This is a genomic window from Aestuariicoccus sp. MJ-SS9 (assembly GCF_032586235.1).
In the GTDB taxonomy this organism is placed as follows: domain Bacteria; phylum Pseudomonadota; class Alphaproteobacteria; order Rhodobacterales; family Rhodobacteraceae; genus Aestuariicoccus.
Map to the genome: position 1 here is coordinate 221,948 of NZ_JAWHTD010000001.1, position 22,218 is coordinate 244,165.

At 65.9% G+C, this 22,218-nt stretch carries 20 protein-coding genes; 13 read left to right on the forward strand and 7 right to left on the reverse strand.

Annotated elements, in window-relative coordinates; genetic code table 11:
* Positions 1 to 71: 71 nt before the first annotated feature.
* The 3 genes from RXV88_RS01105 to RXV88_RS01115 all read left to right on the forward strand — a co-directional run bounded on the left by RXV88_RS01105 (position 72) and on the right by RXV88_RS01115 (position 3,393).
* The gene (locus RXV88_RS01105) at positions 72 to 770 is read left to right on the forward strand and encodes an HAD family hydrolase (RefSeq protein ID WP_316289903.1); all 699 of its coding nucleotides are present in this window, start codon (positions 72 to 74) and stop codon (positions 768 to 770) included.
* Positions 771 to 1,041: 271 nt separating this feature from the next.
* Positions 1,042 to 2,466 (forward strand): D-alanyl-D-alanine carboxypeptidase family protein, encoded by a 1,425-nt coding sequence (locus RXV88_RS01110; protein ID WP_316289905.1) that lies wholly within the window; start codon positions 1,042 to 1,044, stop codon positions 2,464 to 2,466.
* A gap of 81 nt (positions 2,467 to 2,547) precedes the next feature.
* The gene (locus RXV88_RS01115; RefSeq protein WP_316289906.1) at positions 2,548 to 3,393 is read left to right on the forward strand and encodes an urea carboxylase-associated family protein; all 846 of its coding nucleotides are present in this window, start codon (positions 2,548 to 2,550) and stop codon (positions 3,391 to 3,393) included.
* An 8-nt stretch (positions 3,394 to 3,401) separates the two neighbouring features.
* Here RXV88_RS01115 and glyA read toward each other — a convergent pair whose 3' ends face one another.
* The 4 genes from glyA to RXV88_RS01135 all read right to left on the reverse strand — a co-directional run bounded on the left by glyA (position 3,402) and on the right by RXV88_RS01135 (position 7,856).
* Positions 3,402 to 4,733, reverse strand: a complete 1,332-nt coding sequence (gene glyA / locus RXV88_RS01120; protein ID WP_316289908.1) for a serine hydroxymethyltransferase — start codon at positions 4,731 to 4,733, stop codon at positions 3,402 to 3,404.
* Positions 4,726 to 5,430: a purine-nucleoside phosphorylase gene (gene deoD / locus RXV88_RS01125; protein ID WP_316289909.1), complete on the reverse strand. Its 705-nt coding sequence runs from the start codon at positions 5,428 to 5,430 to the stop codon at positions 4,726 to 4,728. The genes glyA and deoD overlap by 8 nt, the downstream gene beginning before the upstream one ends.
* Complete coding sequence (locus tag RXV88_RS01130; RefSeq protein WP_316289911.1) at positions 5,430 to 5,744, reverse strand: H-NS histone family protein; 315 nt, start codon at positions 5,742 to 5,744, stop codon at positions 5,430 to 5,432. The genes deoD and RXV88_RS01130 overlap by 1 nt, the downstream gene beginning before the upstream one ends.
* Positions 5,745 to 5,891: 147 nt before the next feature.
* The gene (locus RXV88_RS01135; protein WP_316289913.1) at positions 5,892 to 7,856 is read right to left on the reverse strand and encodes a protein meaA; all 1,965 of its coding nucleotides are present in this window, start codon (positions 7,854 to 7,856) and stop codon (positions 5,892 to 5,894) included.
* 210 nt (positions 7,857 to 8,066) lie between these two features.
* Between RXV88_RS01135 and RXV88_RS01140 the strand changes: the two genes are divergently transcribed.
* From RXV88_RS01140 to RXV88_RS01160, 5 genes are all read left to right on the forward strand, one after another.
* The gene (locus RXV88_RS01140) at positions 8,067 to 9,410 is read left to right on the forward strand and encodes a 1-acyl-sn-glycerol-3-phosphate acyltransferase (RefSeq protein WP_316289915.1); all 1,344 of its coding nucleotides are present in this window, start codon (positions 8,067 to 8,069) and stop codon (positions 9,408 to 9,410) included.
* A 172-nt stretch (positions 9,411 to 9,582) separates the two neighbouring features.
* Entirely contained in the window at positions 9,583 to 10,869 is a 1,287-nt protein-coding gene (gene ccrA / locus RXV88_RS01145; protein ID WP_316289916.1) for a crotonyl-CoA carboxylase/reductase, read from the forward strand.
* Positions 10,870 to 11,228: 359 nt separating this feature from the next.
* Positions 11,229 to 11,939, forward strand: coding sequence for a helix-turn-helix transcriptional regulator (locus RXV88_RS01150; protein ID WP_316289917.1), 711 nt, complete (start codon positions 11,229 to 11,231; stop codon positions 11,937 to 11,939).
* A gap of 92 nt (positions 11,940 to 12,031) precedes the next feature.
* Positions 12,032 to 12,667 (forward strand): acyl-homoserine-lactone synthase, encoded by a 636-nt coding sequence (locus RXV88_RS01155; RefSeq protein WP_316289918.1) that lies wholly within the window; start codon positions 12,032 to 12,034, stop codon positions 12,665 to 12,667.
* A gap of 169 nt (positions 12,668 to 12,836) precedes the next feature.
* Positions 12,837 to 14,366, forward strand: a complete 1,530-nt coding sequence (locus tag RXV88_RS01160) for an ATP-dependent RecD-like DNA helicase (RefSeq protein WP_316289919.1) — start codon at positions 12,837 to 12,839, stop codon at positions 14,364 to 14,366.
* A gap of 50 nt (positions 14,367 to 14,416) precedes the next feature.
* Here RXV88_RS01160 and RXV88_RS01165 read toward each other — a convergent pair whose 3' ends face one another.
* The gene (locus tag RXV88_RS01165) at positions 14,417 to 15,436 is read right to left on the reverse strand and encodes an NADP-dependent oxidoreductase (protein ID WP_316289920.1); all 1,020 of its coding nucleotides are present in this window, start codon (positions 15,434 to 15,436) and stop codon (positions 14,417 to 14,419) included.
* 102 nt (positions 15,437 to 15,538) lie between these two features.
* On the opposite strand from RXV88_RS01165, the gene RXV88_RS01170 reads away from it, so the two are divergent.
* The 5 genes from RXV88_RS01170 to RXV88_RS01190 all read left to right on the forward strand — a co-directional run bounded on the left by RXV88_RS01170 (position 15,539) and on the right by RXV88_RS01190 (position 20,405).
* A complete protein-coding gene (locus RXV88_RS01170; protein ID WP_316289922.1) occupies positions 15,539 to 17,170 on the forward strand; it encodes a long-chain-fatty-acid--CoA ligase in 1,632 nt (543 codons plus the stop codon).
* Positions 17,160 to 17,603 (forward strand): MaoC family dehydratase, encoded by a 444-nt coding sequence (locus RXV88_RS01175; RefSeq protein ID WP_316289924.1) that lies wholly within the window; start codon positions 17,160 to 17,162, stop codon positions 17,601 to 17,603. The genes RXV88_RS01170 and RXV88_RS01175 overlap by 11 nt, the downstream gene beginning before the upstream one ends.
* A gap of 81 nt (positions 17,604 to 17,684) precedes the next feature.
* Positions 17,685 to 18,920, forward strand: coding sequence for an acyl-CoA dehydrogenase family protein (locus tag RXV88_RS01180; RefSeq protein WP_316289926.1), 1,236 nt, complete (start codon positions 17,685 to 17,687; stop codon positions 18,918 to 18,920).
* 65 nt (positions 18,921 to 18,985) lie between these two features.
* Positions 18,986 to 20,008: a phosphotransferase family protein gene (locus RXV88_RS01185; protein WP_316289927.1), complete on the forward strand. Its 1,023-nt coding sequence runs from the start codon at positions 18,986 to 18,988 to the stop codon at positions 20,006 to 20,008.
* Positions 19,995 to 20,405 carry a PaaI family thioesterase gene (locus RXV88_RS01190; RefSeq protein ID WP_410468787.1) on the forward strand — a complete coding sequence of 137 codons (411 nt, stop codon included), beginning with the start codon at positions 19,995 to 19,997 and terminating at the stop codon, positions 20,403 to 20,405. The genes RXV88_RS01185 and RXV88_RS01190 overlap by 14 nt, the downstream gene beginning before the upstream one ends.
* Before the next feature lie 75 nt (positions 20,406 to 20,480).
* On the opposite strand, the gene rpe is transcribed toward RXV88_RS01190, so the two are convergent.
* Together rpe and RXV88_RS01200 are read right to left on the reverse strand one after the other, a co-directional pair.
* Positions 20,481 to 21,155: a ribulose-phosphate 3-epimerase gene (gene rpe / locus RXV88_RS01195; RefSeq protein ID WP_316289929.1), complete on the reverse strand. Its 675-nt coding sequence runs from the start codon at positions 21,153 to 21,155 to the stop codon at positions 20,481 to 20,483.
* A 127-nt stretch (positions 21,156 to 21,282) separates the two neighbouring features.
* Entirely contained in the window at positions 21,283 to 22,218 is a 936-nt protein-coding gene (locus RXV88_RS01200; RefSeq protein ID WP_316289931.1) for a glyoxylate/hydroxypyruvate reductase A, read from the reverse strand.

The following is a 22,218-nucleotide window of genomic DNA, read 5'->3' on the forward strand; positions in this document are numbered from 1 at the left end:
TCCTGGCTTGATCCGTCTATATAACCTGTCTCACCCGTTAGAAAAGGGCCGTGGCCGCGTGTGAGGGGGAAATGCCGGGAAATCTGCTGACAATCGGGTTCGATGCGGACGACACGCTCTGGCATAACGAGCGGTTCTTCAAGCTGACCCAGGACCGATTCGCCGAAGTGCTGTCCGATTACGCCGACGGGGCGGACCTGAACGCGCGCCTCCAGGCCGCCGAGCGGCGCAACCTGGGGCATTATGGTTTTGGGGTGAAGGGCTTTGTCCTGTCGATGATCGAAACCGCCGTCGAGGTGACCGAAGGCCGGGTGCCCGGCCATGTCATCTCGGAACTGCTGGAGGCCGGGCGCGACATGCTGGCCCATCCGATCGAGCTCTTGCCCCATGCCCGCGAGGCGGTCGAGGCGCTGGCGGCGTCGCATCACCTGGTTCTGATCACCAAGGGCGACCTGCTGCACCAAGAGCGCAAGCTGGCGCAATCCGGTCTGGGCGAGCTCTTCGACGCGGTCGAGATCGTGTCCGACAAGACACCCGACACCTACGCCCGCATCTTCGGCGCGCGCCCCGGCGGGACGGAGGCCGCGATGATGGTGGGCAATTCGATGAAATCCGACGTCGTTCCTGCGGTCGCGGCGGGCAGTTGGGGGGTCTTCGTGCCGCACGATCTGCAATGGGATTTCGAACATGCCGATCCACCGGACACCCCCCGATACCGCGCCATTTCCGACCTCGGAGATCTGCCTGGCCTCGTGCAGGACATCGGCTGAACCTTTGCCACATTTTCGCCGCAATCGCCGGTCTGGGGCCTCAACGCCGGCTTTCCCCAAGATGTGGATTGGGCTGCCTCTGTTTTGGGCGAAAAATCAAAGGATTGCAGGGTTTCTTTGATGTGCCCTCTGTGGTAGCCTCAAACCAAATCAATAAAGAATAAAGCCCACCGAAAAATCGGGGGTTACGAGGCAGAAAAGGCGGATCATCGTGACGGGACGGCGGAGGCAGCCGGGCCGAATTGGCCTGTATATCATTACATTCATCTGGTTGGCGCTTCTGGTGCCGCTCAGCGCGGCGGCAGCCCCTTATGCCGCCATGGTCATGGACGCGCGCAGCGGCAAGGTCCTGCATTCGCGCAATGCCGACACGCGATTGCACCCGGCGTCGCTGACCAAGATGATGACGCTCTATATCGTGTTCGAGGCCGTGCAGAACGGCGAGCTGAGCATGGACAGCGTCATCACCATATCGCGCAACGCCGCCGCCGAGCCGCCCTCCAAGCTGGGTCTCAAGGCCGGGCAGAAAATCAAGCTGCGTTACCTGGTGCGCGCGGCGGCGGTGAAATCCGCCAACGACGCCGCCACCGCCCTGGGCGAGGCGGTGTCCGGCTCCGAAGCGGCGTTTGCCCGCCGGATGAACCGCACCGCCAAGGCGCTGGGGATGACCCGCACCACCTTCAAGAACGCCCACGGCCTGACCGAAAGCGGGCATATGTCCACCGCGCGCGACATGACCATCCTCGGGCGGCATGTGCTCTACGATTATCCGCAATACTACAACCTCTTCTCGCGCCGGTCGACCGATGCGGGCATCCGCTCGGTCAACAACACCAACCGCCGTTTGCTGGCTGCCTACAAGGGTGCGGACGGCATCAAGACCGGCTACACCCGCGCCGCCGGGTTCAACCTCGTGGCCTCGGCCGAGCGCGGGCAAGAGCGGATCATCGCCACCGTCTTCGGCGGGCGTTCGACCGCGTCGCGCAATGCCAAGGTGGCCGAACTGCTCGATCTGGGGTTCAATCGCGCGCCCACGCGGGTGGCGTTCCGCGCGCCGGGCCGTCCGGCCTATGTCGGCAACACCGAACCCAAGGTCCAGATCGCCCAAAGCTCGGACCCGCAGCCCGGAACCCGCGCGAAATCCATTCGCGTCGCCAATGCCGCGGTGACCCGCAGCCTGCGCCCCAAGGCGCGCGCGGTCGCGGTGCCCGCCGTCGCCCCGCTGGTGGCCGCACTCAAGGACGATATCGAAGGCGCGCTCCAAGAGGTGCAGGTCGTCGCCGCCACGGACGTCAAGGTCGAGGCCCCGGTGGCCGACGCCGGTGCCGCCGCGCCCGCCGCATCGGTCAAACCGGTGGTCCGGCCCAGCGACATCGTACTCGCCAGCGCCCGCGCGCCCGAACCCCGCGTCGCGCCGGAACGCACGCAAGAGGTGGTCACCCGGGTCTCGACCTCGGGCGGGCGGCATTGGGGCATCAACGTCGGGCTTTATCCCAGCCGCTACGCTGCGGAAAAGATGCTGCTGAAGACCGCGCTGCAAGAGATGGCCACGCTCGACGGATCGCTCCGCAAGGTGGTCAAGCGCAGCCGCGGGTTCGAGGCGAATTTCATGGGTCTCTCGCGTGACACCGCCGATCTCGCCTGCCGCCGGTTGCAGGCCCGCCAGGTCACCTGCTTCATGGTCGGGCCGGGCTGACGCGGGCTTTGTCGCAGGCAAGCCGCCAGCGGCTTGCCATTTCCCGCCTTTGCGCCCCAGATGGGCGCAAAGGAGCCCGCCATGACCAATCCGCCGCCAGACGCCGAGGCCCGCCGCGCCGTCCCGCCCGTCATCTGCTATCCCAACGACACCCTGCCGCAGCCGCCCCTGGCGCTCTACGCCGATGCGCTGGCTCAGGCGGAGGTTGTTGAAACGGCGGTCGCCCCGCCCCGCGACGCCTGCCATTTCCGCGTCGATGCCGGGCAGTTCTTCCGCATTACCAGCGTCGAGGGGCCGCAGGTGGGCGACCTCAACCTCTGGAACGCCCAGGACCTGGCCGAGAGGTTCTATTCCGGCAAGACCCGCGCCCTGCACGGCACCCACCTGACCACCGGGCGGCGCATGTGGTCGGCCTTTCCCTACCTGCGCCCGATGGCCACCATCGTCGAAGACAGCCTCGACTGGTACGGCGCCGATGCCTTCGGCGGGCGGGTGCATGACGTGATCGGCACCCGCTGCGATCCCTATACCGGGAACCTGCTGTCGGGCAGCCAGTATCACCATTGCTGCCATTCCAACCTGACCCGCGCCCTGGCCGAGGCCACCGGCCTGCCGCGTGCAAAGGCCGAGCCGCACGTCCACGACGTGCTCAACGTCTTCATGTGCACCGGCTTCACGGCCGACACCGGCCAGTACTTCATGAAGGCCAGCCCGGTGCGCCCCGGCGACCACCTGACCTTCTTCGCCGAGATCGACCTCTTGGGCGCGCTCAGCGCCTGTCCGGGCGGCGATTGCTCGTCCGAGCACAGCTCGGACACGGCGCAATGTTATCCTCTGCGGGTCGACATCCTGACCCCTCCGGCAGGCGCTTTGTCAGGCTGGACACCTCCGGGCGTCAATGGCTACGACCGGAGCCACGGCCCGTAGGGTGCGCTTCAGCGCACCGCGCCGTGGACGTAATGCAACGTGTCAAAGCTCTTGCGCCAGGCCGACACCTCGGGGGCCAGCGTCGCCGGGTCCTCGGCCCTCAGCGCCTCCGCGATCAGCCGCGCCATGCGCGGCGCGTCGGCCTCGGTCACGCCCCAGCGCACCAGTTCCGGCGTGCCCATGCGCAGCCCGTTCATGTCGCCGGGCACCGGGGCCAGCGGCAGGCCGATGCCGCAGGCCAGAAACCCCGCCTGGCGCAGCCGCCGCGCCGCAGCCTGTCCGCCGCCGAACCCCGCCGCCTCGACCGCGAACTGATGTGACGCGGTGAACCCGCGCGCCGCGCCGAAGACCGGCACGCCCTCATCGGCAAGCCCGCGCGCCAGCGCCTGCGCCAGCCGGATCATCGCGCGCGCATAGTCCGCCCCGAAATCGCGCCAGTCGAGCAGCGACACCGCCAGCGCCGCCGACTTGGCGGCGTCGAAATTGGCGGTCATGCCCGGAAAGGCGATGGCCTCGATCCGCTCGGCCAGGTCCGCCTCATTGGTCACGATCAGCCCCGAAGGCGGCCCGCCCAGCGACTTGTAGGTGCTCATCGTCATCAAATGCGCCCCCGCCGCCAGCGGATTGTACCAGGCCCCGCCCGCGATCACGCCGCATTGATGCGCCGCGTCGAAGAGCACCTTTGCGCCCACCGCGTCGGCGACGGCGCGCACCCCGGCCACGTCATGCGGCCAGAGGTTCAGCGACCCGCCCACGGTGATCACCTTGGGGCGCACCCGTTTGGCCAGCGCGCCCAGCCCCTGCAGATCGAACGTATAGCCATCCGCATCGAACGGCGCCTCGTGCGTGACCAGCCTGTACAGCCCCGCGCAGCCCGCCGCGTGATGGGTCACATGGCCGCCGATGTCGGCGGGCGGGGCGATGATCGCGTCGCCGGGCCGCGCCAGCGCCATAAAGCCGTAAAGGTTGGCCATCGCGCCCGAGGCCACCCGGATCTCGGCAAAGCGCGCGTCGAACACCTCGGCGGCAAGTTCGGCGGCGATGACCTCGATCTCTTCGATTGCTTCCAGCCCGGTCTCGTATTTGTCACCTGGATAGCCGAGCGAGGGCCGCGGGCCGAGCCCGCTGGCCAGCAGCGCCTCGGCGCGCGGGTTCATCACGTTGGTGGCGGGGTTGAGGTTGAAGCAGTCGCGTTCGTGGATGCGGCGGTTCTCGTCCGCCAGTGCCTCGATCCGCCGGGCGATGTCGGGCGACGCGGCCGCCGCCGTCTCGGCCGCGATGCGCGCGATCAGCGCGTCCGACCCGTCGGGCAGCCAGTCCCGGCTCGCCAGCTTAGGCAAAGGCCGCCTCGAGCGCGATCTCCACCATGTCGCCAAAGGATTTCTCGCGATCCTCCGAGGGCAGCGCCTCTTCGGTGATCAGATGATCGCTGACCGTCAGCACCGCCAGCGCGCGCACGCCGTGGCGGGCGGCGAGGTTGTAAAGCTCGGCGGCCTCCATCTCGACTCCAAGGATGCCGTGGCGGGTCATCTGTTCGTTGAGATCGGGACGTTCGTCGTAGAACACGTCCGACGAATAGATCCCGCCCACATGGCAGGTCGTCCCTTTCGCCTCGGCGGCAGCGGCGGCGTTGCGCAGCAGCGTCCAGTCGGCGCAGGGGGCGAAATTCAATTCCCGGAAAATGCCGCGCGATGGGGTCGACAGGCTCGACGCGGTCATCGCCAGGATGATGTCGCGCAACGCCACGGATCGTTGCATCGCGCCACAGGACCCGATGCGCACCAGCGTTTTCGCGCCGTAGTCGCGAATCAATTCATTGGCGTATATCGAAAGGCTGGGCATTCCCATGCCCGATCCGTGAATCGTCACGCGATTGCCGCGCCACATGCCGGTAAATCCGAGCATGCCACGCACCTTGTTCACGCATTCCGGGTTTTCCAGAAAGGTGCGCGCGGCCCATTCCGCGCGCCTGGGATCCCCGGGGAGCAAAACCGTTTCCGCGATCTGCCCCGCACGGGCCCCGATATGGATCGTCATCAGATTGCCATATCGTCCATCGACTTGCCGGAATTGAGCGCTTCGATCACCCAATTGGGTTTGCGGCCGCGCCCCGTCCAGGTCTGGGTCGGGTCGGCGGGATTGGCGTATTTCGGCATACCCTTGCTGCCCTTGGCTCCGCCGCCGCTACCCAACAGCTCATCGAGCGAAAAGCCGTATTCCTTGGCGGCGTGTTCGGCGGCGCGCTTGGCTTCGGCCAGGCGGCGGGCGTCCAGTGTTTTTAAAGCTTTATCAACATCCCCGCGCAATTTCTTGAGTTCTTTTTCCGACAGGGCGTCCAGGTCGATGTTCATGATAACCTCCATTTTGGGTTACTGTTATTTACGAAAATTTCACGATGACAAGCTCTGTTTTGTGTAAATTCAGATTTCCTTATCACAGATAGCAAAAAGCCGCTCACCTTTTTGGTGAGCGGCGCGAAAAGATTCAATTACGGCGTATTATTCCGCGGCGACGGCTTTCGGGTCGGCCAGGGTCACGATATCGCGCATTATTGCGTTCAACTCGAAATCCTTGGGCGTATAGACTTTGGCCACGCCCATGGCTTTCAGACGTGTGGCGTCGTCGTCGGGGATGATGCCGCCGACGATCACCTTGATATGGCCCAATCCGGCCGCGCGCATCTTGGTCATCAAATCCTCGACCAGCGGAATATGCGATCCCGACAGGATCGACAGCCCGACCACATGCGCGCCATTCTTTGCGGCCTCGACGATTTCATCGGGGGTCAGGCGAATTCCCTCATAGTCGATTTCCATGCCGCAATCGCGGGCGCGAAAGGCGATCTGTTCGGCGCCGTTGGAATGGCCGTCTAGCCCCGGTTTGCCCACGAGGAACCGCAGTCGCCGGCCCAGACGGTCGCTGACCGCGTCGACCTCGGCGCGGATGTCGTCCAGCCCTTCGGTCTGGTTGCTGACCGACCGCGACACGCCCGTTGGCCCGCGGTATTCGCCGTGAACGCCGCGCATCTCTCCGGCCCATTCGCCGGTGGTGACGCCTGCCTTCGCGCAGGCGATGGACGCGGGCATGATGTTGTCGCCCGCGCGCGCCGCCGCGCGCAGCGCCTCCAGTGCCTCGGTCACTGCCGCGTCGTCGCGCGTGGCGCGCCAGGCCTCCAGCCGGCCGATCTGGTCCTGCTCGACCGCCGGGTCCACGACCATGATCCCGCCGTCCTCGGATTGCAGCGGGCTGGGCTCGCCCTCGGTCCAGCGGTTGACGCCGACCACGATGGTCTCGTTCCGCTCGATCCGGTTCAGCCGCTCGGCGTTCGAATCGACCAGCCGCGACTTCATATAGTCGATGGCCCCGATCGCCCCGCCCATCGAGTCGATATTTCCCAGCTCGGCCCGCGCGCCCGCTTTCAGCGCCTCGACCTTGGCGTCGACGGCCGGGTTGCCCTCGAAAAGGTCGTCGTATTCCAGCAGATCGGTCTCGTAGGCGAGGATCTGCTGCATCCGCATCGACCATTGCTGATCCCAGGGGCGCGGCAGCCCCAGCGCCTCGTTCCAGGCGGGCAGCTGCACCGCGCGGGCGCGGGCCTTCTTGGACAGCGTCACCGCCAGCATCTCGATCAGAATGCGGTAGACGTTGTTTTCGGGTTGCTGCTCGGTCAGCCCGAGCGAATTCACCTGCACGCCGTAGCGGAACCGGCGGTAACGCGCGTCCTCGACGCCATAGCGGTCGCGACAGATCTCGTCCCAGAGATCGACGAAGGCGCGCATCTTGCACATCTCGGTCACGAAGCGGATGCCCGCGTTCACGAAAAACGAAATCCGCCCCACCAGCGCCGGGAAATCCTCTGCCGCGACACGAGGTTTCAGCTCGTCCAGAACCGCACAGGCGGTGGCGAGCGCAAAGGCCAGCTCCTGTTCCGGCGTCGCCCCGGCCTCTTGCAGATGGTAGGAACACACGTTCATCGGGTTCCACTTGGGAATATGCCGATAGCAATATTCAGCCACGTCCCCGATCATCTTCAGCGACGGTTTCGGCGGGCATATATAGGTGCCCCGGCTGAGGTATTCCTTGATCAGGTCGTTCTGCACGGTGCCCTGCAGCTTGGCGACATCCGCCCCCTGTTCCTCGGCCACCGCGATATAGAGCGACAAGAGCCAAGGCGCCGTGGCGTTGATCGTCATCGAGGTGTTCATCTGCTCCAGCGGGATCTGGTCGAAGAGCGTGCGCATGTCGCCCAGATGGCAGACCGGCACACCGACCTTGCCCACCTCGCCGCGCGCCAGAATGTGATCGCTGTCATAGCCCGTCTGCGTCGGCAGATCGAAGGCCACCGAAAGCCCGGTCTGCCCCTTTGCCAGATTGCCCCGGTAAAGCGCGTTCGATTTCTCGGCGGTCGAATGGCCGGCATAGGTGCGGATCAGCCAAGGCTTGTCTTTTTGCGGTGCGGTCATGGGGGCCTCTGTCTCTCGTGGCGCAATCGGGCAATCTTGTTGCGTTCGGTGATAGATAGGCGAAATAATATGTCCCTGTCAATTCGCTGCAATGCAGCGCGTGCAGATGCAGCATAGCGCCCGTCCGGTGCAAAGGGCAGAGCCAAATCGCGCAAGCGCCGGGCGGCGGGCCTCTTGCCGGAGCGCGCGCCGCCTGTCACGGTCCCTGCCATGACGACGCCGATCACGCTCCCTCTCTGGTTGTTCCTGCTGATCCTGCTGTTTGCGGCGGCGTCTTTCGCGACGAATTTCCTCTTTCCCTCGGTCCGCTGGTTCCTGCGGCGGCGAATGGAGCGGGCCGTTGCGCGGCTGAACGAACGGCTCGAGAGGCCCATACAGCCGTTCAAGCTGGCCCGGCGCTATGACCTGATCCAGAGATTGATCTACGATCCGGAGGTCACACAGGCCATCGTCGAACACGCCCGCGAAACCGGCCTGCGCGAGGACGTGGTGTTCGAGCTCGCCCGCCGCTACGCCAACGAAATCGTGCCGTCGTTTTCCGCCTTCGCCTATTTCGGCGCGGGCGTGCGCGTGGCGCGCTGGCTGTCCAACGCGCTCTATCGCGTGCGGCTGGGGCATTACGACGAAGAGGCGCTGAGAAAGGTCGACCCCGACGCGACCATCATTTTCGTGATGAACCACCGGTCGAACATGGATTACGTGCTGGTCACCTATCTGGCCGCCGACCGCTCGGCGCTGTCTTATGCGGTGGGGGAATGGGCGCGGGTCTGGCCGCTGTCGCGGCTGATCCGCGCGATGGGGGCCTACTTCATCCGCCGCAAATCGCGCAACGCGCTTTATCGCAAGGTCCTGGCCCGCTACATCCGGATGGCCACCGCCGGCGGCGTCACCCAGGCGATGTTTCCCGAAGGTGGGTTGTCGCTGGACGGCGGGTTGCAGCCGCCCAAGCTGGGCTTGCTGAAATACATCACCGACGATCTGGACCTTGCTGCGCGCGACGTGGTCTTCGTGCCGGTCGCGCTCAATTATGATCGGGTGCTTGAGGACCGGGTGCTGATCAAGGCCGACCAAAGCGGCGGGCGGCGCTTCGATGCGCGGATCAGCCGGATCGCGGGCGCGGCCCTGCGGCAGTTCTGGCTGCGGATCACTGGGCGCTTTCACCGGTTCGGCTATGCCGCCGTCAGCTTTGGCAAGCCGCTGTCTTTGCGGCACTTCCCGGCGTTGGCGCAGAACCCCGAAGCGCTGGCGGGCGCGCTGATGGACCGCATCGCCGAGGTCGTGCCGGTGCTGCCCGCGCCGCTGGTGGCGCATCTGCTGCTGGACGGGCCCAAGACCCGGGCCGAGCTGGAGCTGGGCTTTGCCGAGGCTATGAAATCCCTGCCGGACGCGCATATGCACCTGCCGCGCCGCAACCGCGACTATGCTGTCGAGGTGGGGCTGCGGGCGCTGACGGAACGCGGGATCGTGACCGAAGAAGAGGGCGTGTTCAGCATCGACCCCGCGCAGCAGGACGTGGCCGCATTCTATGCCCGCTCGATCCGGCACCTGTTTTGACACGTTGCTGCGGGGGCGAAGAAAATTCTGCAACTGCTCGGTCATAAAATTACAAATATCGACCTTATCTTGTTGCATTGTTGCTTTAAGGGCGATATTTGCTGGGAAACCAACGCGATTCTGCGCTGCGGCGCGTGCGCTGACCCAACACGTACCATTGACGGAGGCCCCCATGGCACTGGACACCCACACCGGCATCGCCGCCTATGACGCGCCGGAAAAAGAGCTCTACGAGATCGGGGAAATGCCGCCCTTGGGATATGTGCCCAAGAAGATGTACGCCTGGGCCATCCGCCGCGAGCGCCACGGCGAGCCGGACAAGAGCTTTGAGGTCGAGGTCGTCGACACCTGGGATGTGGACAGCCACGAGGTGCTGGTCCTGGTGATGGCGGCGGGCGTCAATTACAACGGCGTCTGGGCCGGTCTGGGCCAGCCGATCAGCCCCTTCGACGTGCACAAGCAGGATTACCACATCGCCGGGTCCGACGCGTCGGGCATCGTCTGGAAAGTGGGCGAAAAGGTCACCCGCTGGAAGGTCGGCGACGAGGTGGTGCTCCACTGCAATCAGGACGACGGCGACGACGAGGAATGCAACGGCGGCGATCCGATGTTCTCGCCCAGCCAGCGGATCTGGGGCTACGAGACCGGCGACGGGTCCTTTGCCCAGTTCACCAAGGTGCAGGCGCAGCAGCTGATGCCGCGCCCCAAGCACCTGACCTGGGAGGAAAGCGCCTGCTACACGCTGACGCTGGCCACCGCCTACCGGATGCTTTTCGGCCACCATCCGCACGACCTCAAGCCCGGGCAGAACGTGCTGGTCTGGGGCGCGTCGGGCGGCCTGGGATCCTATGCGATCCAGCTGGCCAATACGGCGGGGGCGAATGCGATCGGCGTGATCTCGGACGAAAGCAAGCGGCAGTTCGTTCTGGATCAGGGCGCCAAGGGCGTCATCAACCGCAAGGATTTCGACTGCTGGGGGCAGCTGCCGACGGTGAACAGCCCGGAATACAATGTCTGGCTGAAAGAGGCGCGCAAGTTCGGCAAGGCGATCTGGGACATCACCGGCAAGGGCGTGAACGTCGACATGGTCTTCGAACATCCCGGCGAGGCGACCTTCCCGGTGTCGACGCTAGTGGTCAAGAAGGGCGGCATCGTGGTGATCTGCGCCGGCACCTCCGGGTTCAACTGCACCTTCGACGTGCGCTACATGTGGATGCACCAGAAGCGCCTGCAGGGCTCGCATTTCGCCAACCTCAAGCAGGCCTCGGCCGCCAACAAGCTGATGATCGAGCGGCGGCTGGATCCCTGCATGTCCGAGGTTTTCCCCTGGGCCGAAATCCCCGATGCGCATATCAAGATGCTGCGCAACGAGCATAAGCCCGGCAATATGGCGGTGCTGGTTCAGGCCCCGAAGACCGGGCTGCGCACGCTGGAAGACGCGCTGGAGGCGCGCCGCTAAGCCTGCGGGCCACATCCGCGAATCGCCCGCCCGCCGCGGGCCCGGGCCGCCGATCGGGCGGCCCGTTTCATTTCAAGACCTTCGCACGCAGTGTCTCGCCATTTCTGGGGAGTTTGATTCCGTGAATATTAAGATCTGATGGCACATGCTATGGTAGAATTAACTGCACGTTAACCACTGGAGGTCGAAGCTGAACATGGGACATGACTGGATAATCGACGTATTGACCGATCTGAGAGCCTTCGCTCAGGCCAACGGGCTCCGGGCGCTTGCCACGCAGCTGGAGGATACGCAGCTCGTTGCGCAGGTCGAAATTGCGTCACATGCCAAAGGGGATGGCAGTGGGCTACGTGGCGACGATGCCTTCACTGGAAGGCCTGCTCGAACGGTTGGAATGCGTTGACGCGCTCGACCAGCTTCAGAACATCATCGAAGCGCTGCGCGCGCATTACCAGGTGGACCATGTTGTCTACCACTGGGTGAACAGCAACGGCGATCAATACGGCTGCGGCACCTATCCGCAGGAATGGGTGCAGCGCTATCTCGATCAGGGGTATCTGCGCATCGATCCGGTGGTTTTGGGCTGTTTCCAGCGCTTTCATCCGGTCGACTGGAAGCGCCTGGAATGGTCGAGCAAGGCGGCCCGCGCCTTTAGGCAGGACGCGATCGACCATGGCATCGGCACCCAGGGCTTTTCGATCCCGGTGCGCGGTCCCAACGCGCAGTTCGCGCTGTTCACCGTCAGCCACGATTGCGACGACGCGGAATGGCTGGCCTTTACCGAAGGCAACCGGCGCGATCTGATCCTGATCGCGCATTACTTCAACCAGAAAGCGCTGGAGCTGGAGCCGGGCCGCACCCCCGAACCCGCCCAGGCCCTGTCCCCGTGCGAGGTCGAGGCGATGACGCTGCTGGCGGTAGGCTACAACCGGGCGCAGGTGGCCGACACGCTGTCGATCTCGGAGCACACGCTCAGGGTCTATATCGAAAGCGCGCGGTTCAAGCTGGGGGCGATGAACACGACCCATGCGGTGGCCCGCGCGCTCAGCCGGGGGCTGATCGTGGTGTGATGAACGGGCGGTGACAGGGTCGCGCGCCCGCTTTCCAGGTCGTTAACCAACGCGGCGGAGCCTTGCCGGAGCATCCAGCAGGGAGAACCGCCATGATCCGATATCTTTATGCCCATCAGCTCGACCGGGACCCTGCGCCGCGCGCGAGCATGTACCGCGACCGCGCCGAGCAGTTCAAGGCGCGGCTGGGATGGAACGTCGAGATCGACGCGTCCGGAGAGGAGCGCGATGTCTACGACGCCGAAAATCCGCTCTATGTCATCTGGCAAGGGCCAGACGGGCGGCATGGCGGGTCGATGCGGCTTTTGCCGACGACCGGGCCGACGATGGTCAACGACCATTTCCGGCACCTGACCGATGGGGTGCGGATCGAGAGCCCGCTGATCTGGGAATGCACGCGCTTTTGCCTGGGGCAGAGCGCCGCGCCGGGGACGGCGGCGGCGCTGATGCTGGCGGGCGGCGAGGTGATGCGTCACTTTGGTGTCCGGCATTTCGTCGGCGTGTTCGACGCCCGGATGGTCCGCATCTACCGCATGATCGGCGCCAGCCCCGAAGTGCTGGGCCGCCAGGGTGCGGGACGCGACGCGGTGAATGTGGGCCTGTGGGAATTTTCAGCGCAAACCCAGGCACGGGTTTCGGCCCGCGCGGGGATCTGCGCGGCGCAATCCGCGGCATGGTTCGAGATGTCGTTCACGACGCGCCCCCGTCCGGCTGTCGTGGCGGCTTGAGCGGTGTCGGACCGGCTTCGCCGGTCCGACCGTTTGGGGGGCCGGCCCCCCAAACCGCATGAATATTGGGGGGCCAGCCCCCCAACCCCCCCGGGATATTTATGGATCAATGAAGATGGGGGCGCGCGGTCTCTGGCGCCTGTGTCGGGGCGGCTGTAGGGTCGCGGCTATGACGCTGCCCGCTTTGACATTTTCCGACGATCAGGCCGAGGCCTATGACCGCGTGGCCGATATGCTGGCCGAGGCAGGGGTCGATCTTGCCGATGGCATGACGCTGCCGGCCAAGGAAGGAAGCGGGTGTATCATGGCGCTGGTGGGCAAGGCGGGGTCGGGCAAGACGCTGCTTTTGGCGGAATTGTTCAAGGCGCTGGAGGCGGCGGGGGTCGACACCGTTTCGGGCGATTATGAGGGCCGCCGCAGGCGCGACCGGCGGACGCTGGCGATCCTGGCGCCCACCAACAAGGCGGCGAGCGTGCTCAGGATGCGCGGTGTGCCGGCGACGACGATCCACCGCATCCTTTATACCCCGGTCTACGACCCGGAATACGAGCGCATCGCCGAATGGCTGATGGGCAATGGCGACAAGCCCGAGGTCGAGGGGGTGACGCCCGAGGCCCTGGCGCGGGCCAAGGCGTCTTACGAGGGGCACAAGTCGATTCCGGCGGCGCTGGCGGCGGCGGGGCTGCGCGGCAGCGATTTCATCAGCGGCTGGAAGCGGCGCGAAGAGCCGCTGGACATCGGCTTTGTCGACGAGGCCTCGATGCTGGATGACCGGCAGTTCGAGGATCTGCGCGAGATTTTTCCCAACCTGCTGCTTTTTGGCGATCCGGCGCAGCTGGCGCCGGTGAACCAGTCGGGCACGATGGTTTTCGACAAGCTGGCCGAGAGCCAGAAGATGGTGCTGCATCGCGTGCACCGGCAGGATGCTGACAACCCGATCCTCGATCTGGCCCATGCGCTGGCCGATCCGGCGCTGGAGTTTCACGATTTCGAGCGGATGGTCGAGGAGAAGGCGCGGATCGACGACCGCGTGGTCTGGGGCCAGAGGGTCGAGGTCGATCTGATGGCGCGGTCTCCGGTGCTGGTCTGGCGCAATGCGACGCGGATCCGGCTGATCCAGGCGTTTCGGCGCGTGCACGACGCGCCTGAGACCGAGCTGCTGGAAGGCGAGCCGCTGATCTGCGACGGGATCGAGCTGCCGCTCAAGCATCGCAAGAAGCGGCTCGATCTGGAGGCGCGCGGGCTGATCAAGGGCGCGCAGGTGATCTACCTTGGGCCCGGGCGGAAGCCCGCGTTCTCGCGGCTCCATGTGATCGGAGCCGAGGAGCCGCGGGTGTCGGCGGCGTCGATCGTCAAGATCGAGAAGCCGGATGAGGAAGAGCCCTTCATCCCTTTCGCGGCGCGCATGGGGGCGACCTTTCTGCATGGGGCCGCGGTGACGATCCACAAGGCGCAGGGCAGTCAGTGGGACACCGTGCAGGTCTTTGCGCCCGACCTTTATGTCGCCGCGCGGATGGGACGGGTCGAGGCGGGCCAGCCGCTGTGGAAGCGGCTGGCCTATGTGGCGATCACCCGGGCGCAGGAACGGCTGATCTGGGTGGTGCGCAACCGGCTGTCGCGGCCCACGGGGCCGCTGCGCGTCGATGATCTGAAAGCGCCGGCGGCGGCGCTGACGCTGGAGGCCGAGGAGGGCCCGTAAGGGACCGAGGAGGGGCCCCTCGTCAAGTCCTTGCGGACTTTCCTCGGGATTTACAGCGCCACCACCTGCTTGCCGACATTGCCGCCCTGCAGCATCGAGATGAAAGCCGCGGGGGCGTTTTCCAGCCCTTCGGCGATGTCCTCGAGATATCTGATCTCGCCGCCCGCCACCTTCGGGCCGACCTCGGTCAGGAACTGTGGATAGAGGTCCCAGTGATCGAAGATGATCATCCCCGACACCTTCAGCCGTTTCACAAGGATCGACCGCCAAAGGCCCGGCAGGTGGTCGGTGCCGTCGCCTTCCACGCCGCCGTACCAGGCGATCGTGCCGCAGAGCGGGATGCGCCCGTGCACGTTCATCAGCGGCAGCACCGCGTGCAAGAGCTTGCCGCCCACGTTTTCCCAATACACGTCGATGCCATCGGGCGCGACCTCGGCCAGGGCGGCGCGCAGCGACGACGCGTCCGCATGGGCGCGGTGGTCGATGGCGGCGTCAAAGCCGAAGGTCTCCAGCGCCAGCCGGCATTTCTCGGCGCCTCCGGCGACGGCCACTGTGCGCAGCCCCGCAAGCCGCGCCAGCTGGCCGACCATCGACCCCACAGGCCCCGTCGCGGCGCCCACGACCAGCGTCTCGCCCGCCTTCATGTCGGCGAATTCGCGCAGGCCGGTCCAGCCGGTGAAGCCGGGCATCCCCAGCACCCCCAGCGCTGCAGAGGGCGGCGTGCCGGGGTCGAGCTTGCGCAGCTCGGTGCCGGGCAGCACCGCGTGGCTGGCCCAGCCGGTGATCCCGGTGACCAAATCGCCCGCCGCAAAGCCCTCGGCGTTCGAGGCGACGACATGGCCCACCCCTTGCCCCGTCATCGTGCCGCCGATGGCGACCGAGGGGGCGTAGCTTTTGACGTCGTCCATGCGCCCGCGCATGTAAGGATCCAGCGACAGATGCGTCACCGCGACCAGCACCTCGCCCTCGCCGGGCGCAGGCATCTCGCAGCTCTCGTAAGCAAAGTCCTCGGGCACGGGCAGGCCCTTGGGGCGGCGGGCCAGGGCGATGCGGTGCATGGTGTCGGGCATGGGTGGCTCCTTTTCGGCAATCGGGGAAATAGCGGTTGCGCTGGTGGCGCGCTCTGGTCACTCTAAACAGAGCAGGGATGTGGAAGGCAAGGGGAGGGCCGGATGCAAGGCATGATGATGCATTTGCCGCTTCAGGTGATCGAACTCCTGAAATACGGCGCTGAGGCCCATCCGGGCGCGGAAATCGTCTCGGTCCGGACCGAGGGCGACATCCACCGCGAAACCTATGCCCAGGCCTATGCCCGCGCGGCCCAGCTGGCGCATGGGCTTGCCGGGCTGGGCGTGGGCAAAGGCGACCGGGTCGCAACCCTGGCCTGGAACGGCTACCGCCATTTCGAACTCTATTTCGCCACCTCCGGCATGGGGGCGGTCTGCCACACGATCAATCCGCGCCTCAGCGCCGAGCAGATGCTCTATATCATCGGCCATGCGGGCGACAGCGTGCTCTGTCTCGACCTGAACTTCGTGCCGCTGATCGAGGCGCTGGCGGATCAACTCCCCGAGGGGCTGACGCTGGTGCTGATGACCGACCGCGATCACATGCCCGAAAGCAAGGTCGATTTCCTCTGCTACGAGGAGCTGCTGGCGGGCCAGCCCACGACCTACGACTGGCCGCTTATGCCCGAGGATGCGGCCTCGGGCCTGTGCTACACCTCGGGCACCACGGGCCATCCCAAGGGCGCGCTCTATTCCCACCGCTCGACCGTGCTGCACGCGATGTTCATCGCCATCACCCTGTCGCGGAGCCTCAATGAAGGCGCGCGCGTGCTGCCGGTGGTGCCGATGTTCCACGTCAATTCCTGGGGCCTGCCCTATGCGGCGCCACTGGTGGGGGCGTCGCTGATCATGCCGGGGCCCAAGCTGGACGGGGCATCGGTTTATGACCTGATGGAGGCCGAGCACGTCACCGCAAGCTGGGGCGTGCCAACGGTCTGGCTTGGCCTGCGCGCCGAGATCGACAAGCGCGGCAAACCGCCCGCGACGCTCGACCAGCTGGTGATCGGCGGCTCGGCCGCACCGCGCGCGATGATCGAATTCTTCGAAAAACTGGGCATCGACGTCTGCCACGCCTGGGGCATGACCGAAATGTCGCCGGTGGGCACCCACGGCCAGCTTTCGTCGACCATGACGGATCTGCCGTTCGAGGAACGCATGGCCATCAAGGCAAAACAGGGCCGGCGGCTCTTTGGTGTTGATCTGAAGATCGTCGGCGAGGACGGCGCGCGCCTGCCGCATGACGGACAGGCGGCCGGGGAATTGTACGTGCGCGGCAACGGCATCATTTCCGGCTATTTCAACAACCCCGAGGCGACTGAGGCGGCGATGGATGCCGAGGGCTGGTTCGGCACCGGTGACGTGGCCAGCATCGACCCCGACGGGTTCCTCAGCATTCAGGATCGCAGCAAGGACCTGATCAAATCGGGCGGCGAATGGATCAGCTCGATCGACCTGGAAAACATCGCCATGGCGCATCCCAAGGTGGCCAATTGCGCGGTCATTGCGATCCCGCATCCCAAATGGGACGAACGGCCACTGCTGGTTGTGGTGCCCGCGGGCGACGACAGGCCGACGCTGGAAGAGATCCACGCGCTGATGCTGGAGCATATGGCCAAGTGGCAATTGCCCGACGCGATGGAATTCGTCGAGGAATTGCCGCTGACGGCGACAGGCAAGGTGTCCAAGCTGACCCTGCGCCAGCGCTTCGAAGGCTACGTGCTGCCCGATGCCGGCTGAGACGCTGCGGGCGCTGGGCCCGCGCCATTCGGACTGGTTCGCTCTGGACGCGGGCCGCGTGCGCGCCTTTGCCGACGCGACCGAGGATTGGCAGTTCATCCATCTCGACGAGGCCCGCGCGGCAGAGACGCCCTTCGGCGGCTGCGTGGCGCACGGGTTCCTGACGCTGTCGATGCTGTCGGCGATGTCCTACCAGGTGGTGCCCGAGCTGCCGGGCGTGACGGCCAGCGTGAACTACGGCTTCGACCGGGTGCGCTTTGTCCGTCCGGTGCCGGTGGGCGTGCGCATCCGCGGCCGCTTTGCGGTGGCCGATATCGTCGAGGGCGACGGCTGGATCGCCGCCCATTGGAACGTCACCGTCGAGATCGAGGAGCAGGACAAGCCCGCGCTGGTGGCGCAATGGATCACGCGGTTCTATACCGCTGAGGATTAGAACGCGGTCGCCCCGGGCCTGACCCGGGGCCTCTTGGCCGGGAGATCCGGGACCGCGTGGGAGCAGAAAGGAGAGGCCGGGATGGATTTGGGCATGACCGAGCGGGTGAAGCCGCTCATCGAAAAGGTGCGGCGCATGGTCGAAGAGGAGATCGCGCCGCTTGACGCCGAATTCCACGCCGAGGTGGGCAAGCACCCCACGGGCGACCGGTTCCGACACACCGACCGGCAGCTGGAGATCCTGGACGGTCTTAAAGCGAAGGCGAAAGAGCGCCGGCTGTGGAACTTCTGGCTGACGGAGTCCGAGCGCGGCTATGGCCTGACCACTGTGGAATACGCCTATCTGGCCGAGGAGATGGGCAAGGTCGGCATCGCCGCCGAGGTGTTCAACTGCAACGCCCCCGACACCGGTAATATGGAAGTGCTGGAACGCTACGGTGAGGCCTGGATGAAGGAGCGCTGGCTGGGGCGGCTGCTCGAGGGCGAGATCCGCTCGGCCTACGTGATGACAGAGCCCGACGTGGCGTCCTCGGACGCGGCGCAGCTGGCCTTCGAGGCGCGGCGCGACGGTGACGATTTCGTTCTGAACGGCGAGAAATGGTGGATCAGCGGCGCGGGTGACCCGCGCTGCGCGCTCTATATTCTGATGGCCTGCACCGACCCGGAGGCGGCCAAGCATTCCCGGCATACGATGTTCGTGATGGATGCGGACACGCCCGGGATCGAGGTGCTGCGCCCGATGCAGGTCTTCGGCCAGGACGACGCGCCACATGGCCATATGCATCTGCGCTTTACGGATGTCCGCGTGCCGGTGCGCAACGTGGTGCTGGGCGAGGGGCGCGGCTTTGAAGTGGCGCAGGGGCGGCTGGGGCCGGGGCGCATCCACCATTGCATGCGCGCCATCGGTCAGGCGGAAAAGGCGCTGCAGATGATGTGCCGGCGCGGGCTGGCGCGCGAGGCCTTCGGCAAGCGCATCGCCGAGCTGGGCGCGAATTTCGACATCATCGCCAACGCCCGGATGGAGATCGAGATGGCGCGGCTTTTGTGCCTCAAGGCGGCCTGGATGATGGACACCGCGGGGGTGCGCGCGGCGCAGCCCTGGATTTCCAAGATCAAGGTCGTGGCGCCGCTGATGGCCGGCAAGGTGATCGACGAGGCGATGCAGCTGCATGGCGCGGCGGGGATTTCGCAGGATACCGATCTGGCGCATATGTGGACCCATGTGCGCACGCTGCGCTTTGCAGACGGCCCGGACGCGGTGCACCGCCGCCAGGTCGCCCGCGCCGAGCTGCGCAAATACGCGAACGACAAGGTCTAGGCGGTGTCGGATTTTTGCAAAAAATCCGATCCGGATTTTCTCAAAATCCGGGGCGCGGAAGGGTAATGGAGCAAGCGGCGATCGACCGTGTCACCGCGTGGATAGAGGCGCGTGTCCCAGGGGTTTCCGGCCCGCTTACGGCGCGCAAGTTCGACGTCGGCCAGTCCAACCCGACCTATCTTCTGCAGGGCCCGTCCGGGGCCTATGTGCTTCGGCGCAAGCCGCCGGGGGTGCTCTTGAAATCGGCCCATGCGGTGGATCGCGAGTTCCGCGTCCAGTCGGCGCTGGCGGCGACCGGCGTGCCAGTGCCGCGGATGCTGGCGCTTTGCGAGGACGACAGCGTGATCGGCTCGATGTTCTATGTCATGGAGCATGTCGCGGGCCGGAATATCGCCGATCCCTCCATACCTGACGCCGCGCCCGCCGAACGCCGCGCCATCATGGCCGAGATGAACCGCGTTCTGGCGGCCATCCACGAGGTCGATGTGGAGGCCGTTGGCCTGTCGGATTTCGGGCCGCCGGGGAATTATTATGCACGCCAGCTGGCGCGCTGGACCAAGCAGTACCGGGCGTCGGAGACCGAGCCCATCGCGGCGATGGACCGGCTGATGGAAGCTCTGGCGCGCGACATGCCCGAGGACGACGGTCAGCGGACGCTGGTGCATGGCGATTACCGGATCGACAATTTGCTCTTTGCCCAAGACGGGCCTGACTGTGTTGCTGTGCTCGACTGGGAATTGTCGACCCTGGGGCATCCTTACGCCGATCTGGCCGGGGTCGTCATGCAATGGCAATTGCCGCCCGGGACGGAAGGGCGGGGTCTGGCCGGGCTCGACCGTGCTGCGCTGGGGCTGATGAGCGATGCCGAATTCGTCGACGCCTATTGCGCCCGGCGCGGTATTCGCCCGATCCGGGGCTTCGGTTATTACGTCGCCTTCGCGTTCTTTCGAATGGCGGCGATCCTGCAGGGCGTCAAGAAACGCGCGCTTGACGGCAACGCGTCGAATCCGGACAAGGCGCTGCGGCTGGGGGCCTTTGTGCCGCGCTTTGCCGAACTGGGACTGGAGGCGCGTCATGCCCATGGATGAGCGGTTTCGCGAGAAGCCTTACAGCTATTCGACGCATCTGGGGATGCATATGGTCGATTGGTCCGAAGGCTATGCCCGGTTCGAAATGCCGCTGGCCGAGCACCACCAGAACCGTCACGGCAACCCGCATGGCGGGGTGCATGCGTCGCTTCTGGACACGGTCATGGGCTATGCCGGTTGCTGGACCGGCGATCCGGAGGTCCGGCAGATGGCGCTTACGCTGACGTTGAACGTATCTTACCTGTCGCGGCCCAGGGGCACGCTGCTGATCGGCGAGGGCCGCAAGACCGGTGGCGGGCGCAGCACCTTCTTCGCCGAGGCGTCGGTCACCGATGAAACCGGCGAGCTGATCGCGACCGGGTCGGGGGTTTTCCGTTATCGCAGGGGCGGCGCGTAGGGTCGGGCGGCGGAGTGAGGGGCCGGCCCCTCACACTCCCCGGAGTATTTTTGCCAAGAAGAAGATGAGGCCTCTTCAGCCTTCCGCGGCGGCGCGGATGGCGCGGATATTTTCGCCGTAAACGGAGGGGTTGGAGACCGATCCGCCGCGGAACACCGCCGAGCCCGCGACCAGAACGTCGGCGCCGGCGGCGGCGACGAGGGGCGCGGTGGAGGGGTCGACGCCGCCGTCGATCTCGATATGCACAGGGCGGTCGCCGATCATCTCGCGCAGGCGGCGGATCTTGGCGGTCATGTCGATGAACTTCTGCCCGCCGAAGCCGGGGTTCACCGTCATCACGCAAACGAGGTCGGTCAGATCCAGCAGATGCGCCACCGTGTCGGCCGGGGTGCCGGGGTTCAGCGCGACGCCCGCCTTCATGCCCGCGCCGCGGATGGCCTGCAACGTGCGGTGGATGTGCGGACCGGCCTCGACATGGGCGGTCAGCACGTCCGCGCCGGCATTGGCATAGGCGTCGATATAAGGATCGACCGGCGCGATCATCAGATGCACGTCCATCACCGTCTTGACGTGAGGGCGGAACGCCTTGACCGCCATCGGACCGAAGGTGAGGTTGGGCACGAAATGCCCGTCCATCACGTCCACATGGACCCAGTCGGCGCCCTGCGCCTCGATGGCCTGAATCTCGCGTCCGAAATCGGCGAAATCGGCAGAGAGGATCGAGGGGGCGATCTTGATCGAGCGGTCCATGGGCGGGTCTCCTTTGGGCGCCGGTCTATAGCGTATCGGGAAAACCCTGAACCGAAAATGCCCTGACGCGCTGCGCGCTCCCGGGACATTTCCGGCAGACCATGTCTCGGCTATTCCCCGAAACGCTTTAGTAGCCCGCAGTGCGGTCTACAAGGTGCAAAAACGGCGCGCCTGCCTCGCCGCGGCGGATGTTCTCGGCGATCACGCGGGCGGCGCTGTCGGGGCGGGTTTCCGAGGCGATATGAGGTGTGACGGTGACCTGGGGATGGGCCCAGAAGGGGTGGCCCTTTGGCAGGGGTTCGGTGCGGAAGACATCGAGCGTGGCATGGGCGATCTGCCCGCTGTCCAGCGCGGCCAGAAGGGCGGCGTCGTCTATCAGCGGCCCGCGCCCGGGGTTGATGACGAAGGCACCCGGCGCGGTCAGCGCCAGCGTCTCGGCGTTCAGCACGTTTTCGGTGGCGGGCGTGTCGGGCAGCAGCAGGATCACGATCTGCGCGCCCGACAGGGCCGCGCCGAGGCCGTCGGCCCCGTGATGGCAGGTCACGCCGGGCAGGGTCTTGGCGCTGCGCGCCCAGCCGCTGACCGGAAAGCCAAGAGCCGTCAGCGCGCGGGCGCAGGCCTGCCCCAGCGCGCCCAGCCCCAGGATCGCGACCGGGCGGTCGCGGGACATCGGGGGCGCGTCGGCCTGCCAGACATGGCCGTGGTTCACGATATGCGCATCCATCCCGAGATGATGGCGCAAACTATGGCCCACGACCCATTCCACCATGCCCTGGGTCAGGCCTTCGTCATCGACCATGCGCGCGAAGGGGGCGGTCAGTGTCGGGTTGCCCACCGCCGTCTCGACCCCGGCCCAGAGGTTCAGCACCGCTTTCAGCTGGGTGTAGGGGGTGAAATCCTGCACCTCGGAATTGGGGGCGTAGACGATGTAATCGACCGTCTCGGGCGGCATCTCGGTCGCCAGCCGGTAATCGAGGCCGTGCGCGTCGAGCGCCCGGCGCAGGGGCGTTTCGTAGTCTGCCCAGCTCTCGGCTTTGGCGGCGAATAGGATGTTGACGGGCAT

Excerpts from the sequence above, each read along its gene's own strand:
- RXV88_RS01105 (WP_316289903.1), top strand. The coding sequence starts at position 72 with ATGCCGGGAAATCTGCTGACAATCGGGTTCGATGCGGACGACACGCTC.
- RXV88_RS01115 (WP_316289906.1), top strand. The coding sequence starts at position 2,548 with ATGACCAATCCGCCGCCAGACGCCGAGGCCCGCCGCGCCGTCCCGCCC.
- deoD (WP_316289909.1), bottom strand. The coding sequence starts at position 5,430 with ATGACGATCCATATCGGGGCCCGTGCGGGGCAGATCGCGGAAACGGTT.
- RXV88_RS01130 (WP_316289911.1), bottom strand. The coding sequence starts at position 5,744 with ATGAACATCGACCTGGACGCCCTGTCGGAAAAAGAACTCAAGAAATTG.
- RXV88_RS01135 (WP_316289913.1), bottom strand. The coding sequence starts at position 7,856 with ATGACCGCACCGCAAAAAGACAAGCCTTGGCTGATCCGCACCTATGCC.
- RXV88_RS01140 (WP_316289915.1), top strand. The coding sequence starts at position 8,067 with ATGACGACGCCGATCACGCTCCCTCTCTGGTTGTTCCTGCTGATCCTG.
- ccrA (WP_316289916.1), top strand. The coding sequence starts at position 9,583 with ATGGCACTGGACACCCACACCGGCATCGCCGCCTATGACGCGCCGGAA.
- RXV88_RS01150 (WP_316289917.1), top strand. The coding sequence starts at position 11,229 with ATGCCTTCACTGGAAGGCCTGCTCGAACGGTTGGAATGCGTTGACGCG.
- RXV88_RS01155 (WP_316289918.1), top strand. The coding sequence starts at position 12,032 with ATGATCCGATATCTTTATGCCCATCAGCTCGACCGGGACCCTGCGCCG.
- RXV88_RS01160 (WP_316289919.1), top strand. The coding sequence starts at position 12,837 with ATGACGCTGCCCGCTTTGACATTTTCCGACGATCAGGCCGAGGCCTAT.
- RXV88_RS01165 (WP_316289920.1), bottom strand. The coding sequence starts at position 15,436 with ATGCCCGACACCATGCACCGCATCGCCCTGGCCCGCCGCCCCAAGGGC.
- RXV88_RS01170 (WP_316289922.1), top strand. The coding sequence starts at position 15,539 with ATGCAAGGCATGATGATGCATTTGCCGCTTCAGGTGATCGAACTCCTG.
- RXV88_RS01175 (WP_316289924.1), top strand. The coding sequence starts at position 17,160 with ATGCCGGCTGAGACGCTGCGGGCGCTGGGCCCGCGCCATTCGGACTGG.
- RXV88_RS01180 (WP_316289926.1), top strand. The coding sequence starts at position 17,685 with ATGGATTTGGGCATGACCGAGCGGGTGAAGCCGCTCATCGAAAAGGTG.
- RXV88_RS01185 (WP_316289927.1), top strand. The coding sequence starts at position 18,986 with ATGGAGCAAGCGGCGATCGACCGTGTCACCGCGTGGATAGAGGCGCGT.
- RXV88_RS01190 (WP_410468787.1), top strand. The coding sequence starts at position 19,995 with ATGCCCATGGATGAGCGGTTTCGCGAGAAGCCTTACAGCTATTCGACG.
- rpe (WP_316289929.1), bottom strand. The coding sequence starts at position 21,155 with ATGGACCGCTCGATCAAGATCGCCCCCTCGATCCTCTCTGCCGATTTC.
- RXV88_RS01200 (WP_316289931.1), bottom strand. The coding sequence starts at position 22,218 with ATGCCCGTCAACATCCTATTCGCCGCCAAAGCCGAGAGCTGGGCAGAC.